This window comes from Acinetobacter pengchengensis, assembly GCF_982235305.1.
In genome coordinates this window covers 1431099-1443676 of sequence record NZ_CEVATJ010000001.1, presented here as the reverse complement: position 1 = coordinate 1443676, position 12578 = coordinate 1431099, and the positions used below count along the sequence as shown (strand labels likewise).

Below are 12578 nucleotides of genomic sequence, written 5' to 3'. Positions count from 1 at the left end.
GTAAAAAGCAACAGCTAAAAATACAAATGCGAATAAAACCATATCTGTTTATATAGATAGGACTTACGCATTGACGGATTCAAAAAAGTATTAAAATACCTTATAAAGTATCTGTGATCAGACGAATTAAAAATGCTTCTACAGCAACTTGTACTCTACCCATTTATATGGGCTTTCTCATGACAGAACCGAACTCTATTAGCTGCACACAACTTGCCGAGACTTATAATATCTCGCATGATAGTGTAAATCGCTTTCTAGAGCGTGAAGACTACACACCTCACGACCTATATCAAGAAGCAATTCAACATATTGATAATAATAAACTTATAGTCAGTATTGATGATACTGTTTTAGATAAACCATATAGTCAACATATGGACTTAGTTAGCTATTTTTGGTCAGGCAAACACCACCGATCCGTCAAGGGTATTAATCTCATTACCTTGTATGCGACAGATCAAAATGGTCAAAATATTCCAATTAATTTCCGAATTTATGACAAATCTGAAAGTAAAACCAAGAATGATTACTTTATGGATATGTTAAGTGAAGTACTCAGTTGGGGTGCAAAGATTCAATTTATTACAGGTGATAGTTGGTATTCATCGACTGGAAATCTAAAAACCATAAGAAAATATGGTATTCGATTTATGTTTGGTATCGACTGTAACCGTAAGGTTTCCCCAGAAAAAGGACAATGGTTTCAACTGCGTTTATTGCCAGATTTCCATCAGGGTCAAGTGGTCTGGCTCAAAGATTTTGGCTTTGTACAATTATTTAAGACTCAGTTAAAAGAACAGCAGAGGTTTTATATTGTGCATCAAGATGAAGATGATTTATTGTCCTTTGATGGTTTTCATGAATTACATTCAAGTCATTGGAAAATAGAACAATATCACCGAGTGATTAAACAGGTTTGTCATATTGAAAAGTTTCAAGTAAGACGATCTAAACTGATTTTGAATCATATTTTTTCAGCCTTGATGGCCTACGTCGAGATACAAAAGAACCAGTTTGAGGGGATCTTTGAAAATGTATATCGTTGGCAGAAGAAATTATTTAGACCAATCATCAAAGACTTCATTGATGACTTTATTCTCGATAAAAATCATCTGCTACCACAGAGAATCTATAAATGATAGTGCGTAAGTCCTAATAAGACTTCTTGCGTTAGTCAAAATTTAAACAGCCTAAAGCTACATTTAATAAGGTTTTAGCCAGTTCAAAAATTAGGTAAACGATACTTTCGCAAGAGATCTATAGAATAAGAAAAATATTAAATTGATTTCGATTGATTTTTAGGGCAAGTCAAAATGTCAATTTTAAATAAAATTAATCATATGCTTACAGCAGATATCACGAAAGACTTTAAGCTTAAGAAAAAGTCTAACCATGATGCAAATGAACTGACTTTCATCGATCAATTAAAAAAGCGCCGTAGTGTTTATGCTTTAGGAAAACGCACTCATTTTAGCCAAACGTATAAGACAGAGCTTATTCAGGAAGCTGTGCGTAGCTGTCCATCAGCACATCATTCAGAAAGTACGCGCGTGGTTATTTTATTTTCTGAACCACATAAAAAATTTTGGAATTTAGTACTGGAAGTACAACGCCAGTTTGTACCAGATCAGGTTTTTGCAGGTACGAAAATAAAAATTGAACAATGTGCAGCAGCTTTTGGCACGGTATTGTTCTATGAAGATCAACAAGTGATTCGTCAATTGCAAAAGAAAATTCCATTTAATGCTGCAGAATTTCCAATTTGGTCGGAGCAAACTTCAGGCATGGCGCAATTTGCGGTGTGGACAGCATTGGCAGATTCAGGCGTGGGTGCATCTTTACAACATTATAATCCAAGCATAGATCGTGCTGTGGCGGAGCATTTTGATATTCCAGATACATGGCTATTACGCTCACAACTTGTTTTTGGATCAATTGAAGAAGAAGTAACCGAACGGAGTCATACACACTATCAAAATCAATTTAAAGTTTATGGCTAAATAAAAGCGTTAAAAGATTAGACAAACAGGTTTCTAATTACGCGCTACAAAAAGTGAATCGCGGTATGTTTGTATTGCAAAAGACTTTATCCGTAGAATAAAAGTATATAGATGCAGTCACATACATTTGTCACCTTATGAAACTATAATCGTTCTATACATAAAACACACTGTCGTGTTTTTTGTAATGTTTATGCTGAATAAAAGGCGTAAAATCGCTGTATAAATCGATTTCTAAAAATTCTGCAGAGGAATTAAAAAAATGTCATTTTTGGATCAATTAGAAAAACGCCGCTCAATCTATGCGCTTGGTAAAAATGTTCCTGTAAATCAGGCAACTATTGAAAGCACAATCAAACAAGCAGTTCGTTTAAGCCCATCTTCATTTAACTCACAAACTTCGCGTGTTGTGACTTTATACGGTGCATCGCATACACAATTCTGGAACATCGTTTTAGAAACTTTACGTAAAATGGTTCCTGCAGACGCATTCGCAAACACAGAAGCAAAAATTAACAGCTTTAGTGCAGGTTTTGGTACAGCATTATTTTTTGAAGATCAGGATGTTGTAAAAGGTTTACAAGAACAATTCCCGCTCTATGCAGACAACTTCCCAGTATGGTCAGAGCATTCAACAGGGATTGCACAATTCGCAGCGTGGACAGCGTTATCTGAAATCAATGTAGGAGCATCATTACAGCACTATAACCCAATCGTAGATGAAGAAGTTGCTCAAACTTATGACATTCCAGCAAACTGGAAACTACGTGCGCAATTGGTGTTTGGTTCAATTGAAGCACCTGCTGGTGAAAAAACATTTATGGATGATGCAGAACGTTTCAAAAGCTTTAACTAAGCTTCAGCAATACATGCTGTACAGACAAAAAAGTAGGATGATGATTCATCCTACTTTTTTGTTGTTAGGGGGGTAATGATGTGTCTTACGGCTTTCTTATTTATGTGAAAATTCTTAAACCTATAAACTGTCATAAAACTGTCATTTATACATTGCATAGTGCAATCAAACTTTAATAAATGATACAGAGTGAAATATGGCATTTAAATTAGGCGTAGCAGCTATTGCATTAATGGCTAGCAGTTCAGCATTTTCAGCAGTAACCATTTCAGTGCCAGAAGAAATTAAATTGCTCGCTGTAAATGATCAAGAAATTCGTTCTGGTTTATTCAGTTCTGCACAGCAAGTGAAAGTTAATGCGGGTGAAAATGTCATTAACTTGCGCTATCAACAATATTTTGAACATCATAATGGTGCTCACGATATTTTAAAATCGGGCGTAATTACACTCAAAACCCCGATTCTTCAAGATGGCGAAAACTATCGACTCGCTTTGGTAAATCCACCTAAAGATTTCGATGCTGCAAAAGAATTTAAAGATCAACCTAGCATTGGCTTATATAATCAAAAGAATCAATTGCTAGTACAACAAACAGGTGCCAAAGCAAGTTCAACTGGTTGGTTAATCGGTAGCTTACGCAATAAAACAGTAGATACAACTCAAAACAGTGCAACAGTAAATCAGCCAGCGGCAGTTTATACGGCGGCGGCAGTGTTGCCATCTGAGAAAACTACTTCAGTAACATTGCATACTCAAAAGCAAACACAGGGCAAAGAGCAACAATTGATTCAATTGTGGCAACAAGCCAGTAAAGCAGAACGACAAAAATTTATGTCATGGCTTGCAGAACAAGTCAACTAATCTAGATTTGCAACCTGCTCAATTGAGCTGGTTGTTTTTTTTTGTTTAAAAAGGATTTATTCAAAAAACCAATAGACTTCTTGCGTTAGTCAAATTTTAAGCAGTCAAAAGCTATATTTTATAAGGTTTTAGCCAATTCAAAAATTAGATAAAACTATACTTTCGCAAGAGGTCTAATCTGATAAAGTGTAAAAAAAGACGAATTATAAGAAAAATATGAAATACGCTTAAAACTTAGGCGGATGATACTTTTTTTGAAAAAAAACTAAAAATACATATTGCGTCTATTCAAAAACTGTATAGAATACCCAACACACCAACGCAGTGTTGATTGAGTTGGTGCTGTTATTGATGAAATAACAGAAAATCATTAAGAGATTATGAAGAACAACTTGTGTGGATTTTTACTGGTTGATTGATCGAAATTATTTTCATTAATTGATTGGTTTAAATTACTCGAAGTTTATTTGAGCGAAATTTAAGTCAGAAAATTGATGAGCCAGATTTGGTCACTTCGAATAAAGTGACAAAATGATTTTAACTGAAGAGTTTGATCATGGCTCAGATTGAACGCTGGCGGCAGGCTTAACACATGCAAGTCGAGCGGGCGAGGTTGCTTCGGTAACTGAGCTAGCGGCGGACGGGTGAGTAAAGCTTAGGAATCTGCCTATTAGTGGGGGACAACATTTCGAAAGGGATGCTAATACCGCATACGTCCTACGGGAGAAAGCAGGGGACCTTCGGGCCTTGCGCTAATAGATGAGCCTAAGTCGGATTAGCTAGTTGGTGGGGTAAAGGCCTACCAAGGCGACGATCTGTAGCGGGTCTGAGAGGATGATCCGCCACACTGGGACTGAGACACGGCCCAGACTCCTACGGGAGGCAGCAGTGGGGAATATTGGACAATGGGGGGAACCCTGATCCAGCCATGCCGCGTGTGTGAAGAAGGCCTTTTGGTTGTAAAGCACTTTAAGTGGGGAGGAGGCTCTCTTGGTTAATACCTAAGAAGAGTGGACGTTACCCACAGAATAAGCACCGGCTAACTCTGTGCCAGCAGCCGCGGTAATACAGAGGGTGCGAGCGTTAATCGGATTTACTGGGCGTAAAGCGCGCGTAGGTGGTTAATTAAGTCAAATGTGAAATCCCCGAGCTTAACTTGGGAATTGCATTCGATACTGGTTAGCTAGAGTATGGGAGAGGATGGTAGAATTCCAGGTGTAGCGGTGAAATGCGTAGAGATCTGGAGGAATACCGATGGCGAAGGCAGCCATCTGGCCTAATACTGACACTGAGGTGCGAAAGCATGGGGAGCAAACAGGATTAGATACCCTGGTAGTCCATGCCGTAAACGATGTCTACTAGCCGTTGGGGGATTTGATCCTTTAGTGGCGCAGCTAACGCGATAAGTAGACCGCCTGGGGAGTACGGTCGCAAGACTAAAACTCAAATGAATTGACGGGGGCCCGCACAAGCGGTGGAGCATGTGGTTTAATTCGATGCAACGCGAAGAACCTTACCTGGCCTTGACATAGTAGAGACTTTCCAGAGATGGATTGGTGCCTTCGGGAATCTACATACAGGTGCTGCATGGCTGTCGTCAGCTCGTGTCGTGAGATGTTGGGTTAAGTCCCGCAACGAGCGCAACCCTTTTCCTTACTTGCCAGCATTTCGGATGGGAACTTTAAGGATACTGCCAGTGACAAACTGGAGGAAGGCGGGGACGACGTCAAGTCATCATGGCCCTTACGGCCAGGGCTACACACGTGCTACAATGGTCGGTACAAAGGGTTGCTACACAGCGATGTGATGCTAATCTCAAAAAGCCGATCGTAGTCCGGATCGCAGTCTGCAACTCGACTGCGTGAAGTCGGAATCGCTAGTAATCGCGGATCAGAATGCCGCGGTGAATACGTTCCCGGGCCTTGTACACACCGCCCGTCACACCATGGGAGTTTGTTGCACCAGAAGTAGGTAGTCTAACCGTAAGGAGGACGCTTACCACGGTGTGGCCGATGACTGGGGTGAAGTCGTAACAAGGTAGCCGTAGGGGAACCTGCGGCTGGATCACCTCCTTAACGAAAGATTGACGATTGGTAAGAATCCACAACAAGTTGTTCTTCATGACGATGTGTCTTAAAAGATAATTCGAGGTTTTCGAATTGGATTGAGTAGCAGATACTACGCACTGCGTTTGTCTTGCGAAAAATACAAAGCGATGCTTTGATTTTTCTCAGGGTCTGTAGCTCAGTTGGTTAGAGCACACGCTTGATAAGCGTGGGGTCACAAGTTCAAGTCTTGTCAGACCCACCATGAGCAAGACTTAAAGCACTGCTTTAAGGCGAAGCGCAAGGCAAACGAACGTGAGTGAGTGCGCAGGCTATAATCTGATACATCGAATCAAAAATGATAAGCTGGGGACTTAGCTTAGTTGGTAGAGCGCCTGCTTTGCACGCAGGAGGTCAGGAGTTCGACTCTCCTAGTCTCCACCAAATTTCAAGATTAGAAAACTTAAAGCACTGCTTTAAGGCTTTTCCTTGAAATTTAAGCAAACAGCTATGCTGTGCGCAGGCACACATATACTGGAGCTTTAAGCTAAAGATTACAGAATTTAGTAAGTATAAGCTTATTAAATTCTGTGATTTATCACAGTTGACTGCAGTCCGACGAGGATGCAGTGAATCATTAACAGATTGGCAAAAATTGAGTCTGAAATAAATTGTTCATACTCATGACTAACATAACACTAACAGTGATTTATTGCTGTGACGTGAAGTGAAAGAAATGAGTTACTAGCGATTAACTGAATCAAGCGTTTTGGTATATGAATTTAGATTGAAGCTGTACGGTGCTTAAGAGCACGGGACTTCAAACTGTAGATTAAATAGATCATTGATTATTTATTTAATTGTCTTAATCCTACTTGTAGGGATTAACGACTGTTTGGGGTTGTATAGTCAAGTAATTAAGTGCATGTGGTGGATGCCTTGGCAGTCAGAGGCGAAGAAAGACGTGATAGCCTGCGAAAAGCTCCGGGGAGGCGGCAAATATCCTTTGATCCGGAGATGTCTGAATGGGGAAACCCACCTACCTTAAGGTAGGTATCGTATGATGAATACATAGTCATACGAAGCGAACGAGGGGAAGTGAAACATCTCAGTACCCTTAGGAAAAGAAATCAATTGAGATTCCCTCAGTAGCGGCGAGCGAAAGGGGAAAAGCCCATTAAGTTATGTGTGTTTTAGTGGAATGCTCTGGGAAGTGCAACCATAGTGGGTGATAGTCCTGTACACGAAAGGGCACACATAATGATGACGAGTAGGGCGAGGCACGTGAAACCTTGTCTGAATATGGGGGGACCATCCTCCAAGGCTAAATACTCCTGACTGACCGATAGTGAACCAGTACCGTGAGGGAAAGGCGAAAAGAACCCCTGTGAGGGGAGTGAAATAGATCCTGAAACCGCATGCATACAAGCAGTGGGAGCCAACTTGTTTGGTGACTGCGTACCTTTTGTATAATGGGTCAGCGACTTATATTCAGTAGCGAGGTTAACCGCATAGGGGAGCCGTAGAGAAATCGAGTCTTAATAGGGCGTATAGTTGCTGGGTATAGACCCGAAACCGGGTGATCTATCCATGAGCAGGTTGAAGGTTGGGTAACACTAACTGGAGGACCGAACCCACTGTCGTTGAAAAGCCAGGGGATGACTTGTGGATAGGGGTGAAAGGCTAATCAAACTCGGTGATAGCTGGTTCTCCCCGAAAGCTATTTAGGTAGCGCCTCGGACGAATACCATTGGGGGTAGAGCACTGTTTCGGCTAGGGGGTCATCCCGACTTACCAAACCGATGCAAACTCCGAATACCAATGAGTACTATCCGGGAGACAGACTGCGGGTGCTAACGTCCGTAGTCAAGAGGAAAACAATCCAGACCGCCAGCTAAGGCCCCAAAATCATAGTTAAGTGGGAAACGATGTGGGAAGGCATAGACAGCTAGGAGGTTGGCTTAGAAGCAGCCACCCTTTAAAGAAAGCGTAATAGCTCACTAGTCGAGTCGGCCTGCGCGGAAGATGTAACGGGGCTAAAACTATGTGCCGAAGCTGCGGATGTATACATTGTATACGTGGTAGGGGAGCGTTCTGTAAGCCGACGAAGGTGGATTGAGAAGTCTGCTGGAGGTATCAGAAGTGCGAATGCTGACGTGAGTAACGACAAAACGGGTGAAAAACCCGTTCGCTGAAAGACCAAGGGTTCCAGTCCAACGTTAATCGGGGCTGGGTGAGTCGACCCCTAAGGCGAGGCCGAGAGGCGTAGTCGATGGGAAATTGGTTAATATTCCAATACTTCAGTGTAATGCGATGAGAGGACGGAGAAGGTTAAGTCAGCCTGGCGTTGGTAGTCCAGGTGAAAGGAAGTAGGCATGCATCTTAGGCAAATCCGGGGTGCTCTATGCTGAGATCTGATATCAAGCTGTACTTGTACAGTGAAGTGGCTGATACCCTGCTTCCAGGAAAAGTCTCTAAGCTTCAGTTACACTGGAATCGTACCCGAAACCGACACAGGTGGTCAGGTCGAGTAGACCAAAGCGCTTGAGAGAACTCTGCTGAAGGAACTAGGCAAAATGGTACCGTAACTTCGGGAGAAGGTACGCTGTTGATGGTGATAGGACTTGCTCCTTGAGCTGTCGACAGCCTCAGAAACCAGGCCGCTGCAACTGTTTATTAAAAACATAGCACTCTGCAAACACGAAAGTGGACGTATAGGGTGTGATGCCTGCCCGGTGCTGGAAGGTTAATTGATGGGGTTAGCGTAAGCGAAGCTCTTGATCGAAGCCCCAGTAAACGGCGGCCGTAACTATAACGGTCCTAAGGTAGCGAAATTCCTTGTCGGGTAAGTTCCGACCTGCACGAATGGCATAATGATGGCGGCGCTGTCTCCAGCAGAGGCTCAGTGAAATCGAATTCGCCGTGAAGATGCGGTGTACCCGCGGCTAGACGGAAAGACCCCGTGAACCTTTACTGCAGCTTGACATTGAACTTTGACCTTACTTGTGTAGGATAGGTGGGAGGCTTTGAAACTTGGACGCTAGTCCGAGTGGAGCCGTCCTTGAAATACCACCCTGGTAATGTTGAGGTTCTAACTCTGTCCCGTTATCCGGGACGAGGACCATGTCTGGTGGGTAGTTTGACTGGGGCGGTCTCCTCCTAAAGAGTAACGGAGGAGTACGAAGGTGCGCTCAGCGTGGTCGGAAATCACGCGTAGAGTATAAAGGCAAAAGCGCGCTTAACTGCGAGACCCACAAGTCGAGCAGGTACGAAAGTAGGTCTTAGTGATCCGGTGGTTCTGTATGGAAGGGCCATCGCTCAACGGATAAAAGGTACTCTGGGGATAACAGGCTGATACCGCCCAAGAGTTCATATCGACGGCGGTGTTTGGCACCTCGATGTCGGCTCATCTCATCCTGGGGCTGAAGCAGGTCCCAAGGGTATGGCTGTTCGCCATTTAAAGAGGTACGCGAGCTGGGTTTAGAACGTCGTGAGACAGTTCGGTCCCTATCTACCGTGGGCGCTGGAAATTTGAGAGGATCTGCTCCTAGTACGAGAGGACCAGAGTGGACGAACCTCTGGTGTACCGGTTGTGACGCCAGTCGCATCGCCGGGTAGCTATGTTCGGAAGGGATAACCGCTGAAAGCATCTAAGCGGGAAGCCTACCTCAAGATAAGATTTCCCCGAGGCTTTATGCCTCCTAAAGAGCCGTTGAAGACTACGACGTTGATAGGTTGGATGTGGAAGCATAGCGATATGTGAAGCTGACCAATACTAATTGCTCGTGAGGCTTGACTATACAACACCCAAGCAGTTGTTGTACGAACTTCGAAAGAAGTGAGGATCAATCGATTTCATATTGATCTAACGATCAAACAAAAACTTGATTTAGTGAACGCTAAACAATAAACTTCAGACCCAATAGCCAACCTGTTAATAACTCATTTGGAACCAAGTAAGGCATTACATGCAAAAGCAATGTAACTAAGACCCGAACAAGTCCATAACAGTTGTGCTGGCGACCATAGCAAGAGTGAACCACCTGATCCCTTCCCGAACTCAGAAGTGAAACCTCTTCGCGCTGATGGTAGTGTGGGATTACCCATGTGAGAGTAAGTCATCGCCAGCTCATTATTCAAACACCCCCAACTCACGTTGGGGGTGTTTTTTTATGGGGAAAGAAATATTAAAAAGTAGGTAAAATAATACCATCAGAAGATGGTGTTATTTTGAAGTGAATTGATTACTTTATTAAGCTAATAATTCAAAATCAAAGCGCATCTTTTAAGTTTTTTTGGTGTTGTTTGACTTGTTTTGCGTAGCGTTTACCTTGTTTTTTCATTTTTCGATTATTATTGTAACCAGTAGGTCCTACATTGTAATAGGCCAAAGCTTTAGACCATTTCCCAGACTGATTTTTATAATGATTTAAAATATATGAACCACAGTTGATGTTGATATGTTCATGGAATAAATCGCCAGGACACGTCTGCTCCCAATAACGTGGGATAATTTGTGTGAACCCAATTGCGCCTGAGGGTGAAACAGCATAGGCACGATAATTCGATTCTTGTCGAATAACTGCGGCGACAAGTAGAGGGTCAACATTATGTTGTTCTGCGCTTTTTACAATGATTGGTGCTACACGATTTGCTGTATCAGGATGCACAGTATAGGCCTTTTGAATCCCTGTAGAAAGTTTAGCTGAGCGTTTTGCAAGAGAACCACCTCCTAGTGGAGAACAGGCTGCTAAGGTTAAAACAGTGTAACCAATACTGAATATTTTTATATATGGATATTTTCTAAATGTATTAAAAATCATATTAAAACTATGCCTATTCATTCTAGCGTATGTGGGTATATATGCTGATTTTGATGTGAGCGATTGACTCAATTAAGTTATTCATACATTTGAATTGTATCGTATCAGCATAATTCAGCGATTTAATTTTTGACTTTATCGAATGATTGAATAAATTAATGGAGTCTGATCTATCTTCAGGTTTTAATGATATATCAAATTAATGACAAGTTTTTTATTTAATATAAACTATTGGAATAGAACAAATAAACTGCAATTTTAAGATGAAAGTATGTGCAATATCGGTTTTTTAGCACTTTGAAAATTGCTTATGCAGAGGGAGTAAGTGTGTTAGATGTCTTTGTACAATTATGTGGTGGTATTGGTCTATTTTTGATTGGTATGACCATGATGACGGACAGCTTAAAAGATATGGCAGGGGAAACTTTGCGTATTTGGTTGTCTAAATTTACAGGTTCACCCATTAAATCTGTGCTTTCAGGCATTTGTTTAACCTTAATTGTACAGTCTTCTACAGCAACGACTTTAGCCACGATTGGTTTTGTTAGTGCGGGTATTCTTACTTTTGCTCAGGCAATTGGTGTCATTATTGGCGCGAATATTGGCACAACTAGTACGGGGTGGATGGTGGCATTTTTAGGTGTTAAATTTTCCATCACTAGTTTTGCATTACCTTTGCTTGGTTTGGGTGCAATGCTTAAATTATTTAGTCAGGGGCGAGTGGCACTATTTGGCATGACTCTGGCAGGTTTTAGCCTGATTTTCCTTGGTATTGATATGTTGCAAGTTGCCATGTCTGGTTTTGCTGAACGTGTTGATTTATCTGTATTTTCAAGTCGATCTATGATTGCGCAATTCAGTTTGGTTTTGGTCGGTATTATCATGACTATTCTGTTGCAATCTTCGAGTGCTGCAATTACCGCAACCTTAGCAGCCTTGGCCAGTGGTGCAATCGATTTGCAACAAGCTTTAGGCTTAGTGATTGGACAGAATGTTGGTACTGTCGCTACGGCTATTATTGCTGCAATTGCTTCAACTGCAAATGCCAAACGTACTGCAGCAGTTCATGTGATTTTTAACATCATTTCAGCCATTTTTGCTTTTATTATTTTAAAACCGCTATTTCTTGAACTAACACAAAATCAACGTCTTATGGCAACATGGGACAATGTGGTGATAGTTGCTGCATTCCATACAGCGTTCAGTATTTGCGGTACTTTGATTATTTTGCCATTTATTCGTCAGTTTGAAAAACTGATTATGAAAATCATTCCAGATCAAACTCAATCGATTTTATGTTATCTCGATCAAGCGAGTTTATCTGTGCCCGCCTTGGCCATTCATGCTGCATCAAAGGTGATTTACCATAGTTTGTATGACGTTTTAGTGATGCTAAAACTTGCGATTCAAGAGGGGAGATTGCCTTCAAAAGTACGTTTGTTGCAGCTCGATGAGGTGCTCATTCAAGTGCAACGCTATTTGGAAGAAATGTCAATTTCAGAAAATGAAGCCGATCAACAGCGTTTGATGGCGATGCTACGTTTGATGGTGTATTTACGTGTTTTACGAAGTGATTTGGAAAATATTACGTTGGCAAACGTGATACGCACCCAACCAGCGATTTATCAAGTTGGTTTAGATTTTGTGCAAATTCTCGATGAACATTTAAAAGAAATGGATGATTTTGACGTGCATAGTCACGTGCTAAGTTTACATACTGAATTATCTAATTTGAAAAAGTGGACAGAAGATCAACGTGCCGAAAATCGTGAAAAAGTGTTGCAATATACTGCTGTGAATCAACTTAATGCTGCGGCAGGTTTAGAATTGTTGGCGGCGCAGCGTTGGTTGGATCGCGTGATTGCGCATGCACAGCGCTTAGCCAACGTATTGGTCGATAATTCGCGTAAACCAAGTTAATTATTTTAAGCTTTCCGTTGTTTTGATGGTTACTTTAATATCCAAGAAATAGCCTAAGCAAATTCACTT

At 41.7% G+C, this 12578-nt stretch carries 6 protein-coding genes, 2 tRNA genes and 3 rRNA genes; 10 read left to right on the top strand and 1 reads right to left on the bottom strand.

Annotated features, from left to right (window positions below; genetic code table 11):
* The first annotated feature begins 113 nt into the window (after nucleotides 1-113).
* From AC0T5Z_RS07075 to rrf, 9 genes are all read left to right on the top strand, one after another.
* Complete coding sequence (locus tag AC0T5Z_RS07075; protein ID WP_473786262.1) at nucleotides 114-1142, top strand: IS701-like element ISAba11 family transposase; 1029 nt, start codon at nucleotides 114-116, stop codon at nucleotides 1140-1142.
* A 174-nt stretch (nucleotides 1143-1316) separates the two neighbouring features.
* Nucleotides 1317-2003, top strand: coding sequence for a nitroreductase family protein (locus AC0T5Z_RS07070; RefSeq protein ID WP_291341607.1), 687 nt, complete (start codon nucleotides 1317-1319; stop codon nucleotides 2001-2003).
* A gap of 262 nt (nucleotides 2004-2265) precedes the next feature.
* Nucleotides 2266-2859 (top strand): nitroreductase family protein, encoded by a 594-nt coding sequence (locus AC0T5Z_RS07065; protein ID WP_435337840.1) that lies wholly within the window; start codon nucleotides 2266-2268, stop codon nucleotides 2857-2859.
* A 196-nt stretch (nucleotides 2860-3055) separates the two neighbouring features.
* Complete coding sequence (locus AC0T5Z_RS07060; protein ID WP_291341611.1) at nucleotides 3056-3721, top strand: DUF2057 domain-containing protein; 666 nt, start codon at nucleotides 3056-3058, stop codon at nucleotides 3719-3721.
* 538 nt (nucleotides 3722-4259) lie between these two features.
* Nucleotides 4260-5796 (top strand): 16S ribosomal RNA (locus tag AC0T5Z_RS07055).
* Between the two features lie 158 nt (nucleotides 5797-5954).
* Nucleotides 5955-6031, top strand: a tRNA-Ile gene (locus AC0T5Z_RS07050).
* Between the two features lie 103 nt (nucleotides 6032-6134).
* Nucleotides 6135-6210 (top strand) — tRNA-Ala (locus AC0T5Z_RS07045).
* 463 nt (nucleotides 6211-6673) lie between these two features.
* Nucleotides 6674-9566, top strand: a 23S ribosomal RNA gene (locus AC0T5Z_RS07040).
* 215 nt (nucleotides 9567-9781) lie between these two features.
* A 5S ribosomal RNA gene (rrf, locus tag AC0T5Z_RS07035) occupies nucleotides 9782-9896 on the top strand.
* The 16S, 23S and 5S rRNA genes sit together here with 2 tRNA genes alongside, the layout of an rRNA operon.
* A 141-nt stretch (nucleotides 9897-10037) precedes the next feature.
* On the opposite strand, the gene AC0T5Z_RS07030 is transcribed toward rrf, so the two are convergent.
* Nucleotides 10038-10589 carry a lytic transglycosylase domain-containing protein gene (locus tag AC0T5Z_RS07030; RefSeq protein ID WP_291333547.1) on the bottom strand — a complete coding sequence of 184 codons (552 nt, stop codon included), beginning with the start codon at nucleotides 10587-10589 and terminating at the stop codon, nucleotides 10038-10040.
* A 327-nt stretch (nucleotides 10590-10916) separates the two neighbouring features.
* Here AC0T5Z_RS07030 and AC0T5Z_RS07025 point away from each other — a divergent pair, with 327 nt between their 5' ends.
* Nucleotides 10917-12509 carry a Na/Pi cotransporter family protein gene (locus tag AC0T5Z_RS07025; protein ID WP_291333639.1) on the top strand — a complete coding sequence of 531 codons (1593 nt, stop codon included), beginning with the start codon at nucleotides 10917-10919 and terminating at the stop codon, nucleotides 12507-12509.
* Nucleotides 12510-12578 lie beyond the last annotated feature (69 nt).

What these genes read in the sequence shown, in the direction of transcription:
- AC0T5Z_RS07070 (WP_291341607.1), top strand. Translation starts at nt 1,317, where the DNA reads ATGTCAATTTTAAATAAAATTAATCATATGCTTACAGCAGATATCACG.
- AC0T5Z_RS07065 (WP_435337840.1), top strand. Translation starts at nt 2,266, where the DNA reads ATGTCATTTTTGGATCAATTAGAAAAACGCCGCTCAATCTATGCGCTT.
- AC0T5Z_RS07060 (WP_291341611.1), top strand. Translation starts at nt 3,056, where the DNA reads ATGGCATTTAAATTAGGCGTAGCAGCTATTGCATTAATGGCTAGCAGT.
- AC0T5Z_RS07030 (WP_291333547.1), bottom strand. Translation starts at nt 10,589, where the DNA reads ATGATTTTTAATACATTTAGAAAATATCCATATATAAAAATATTCAGT.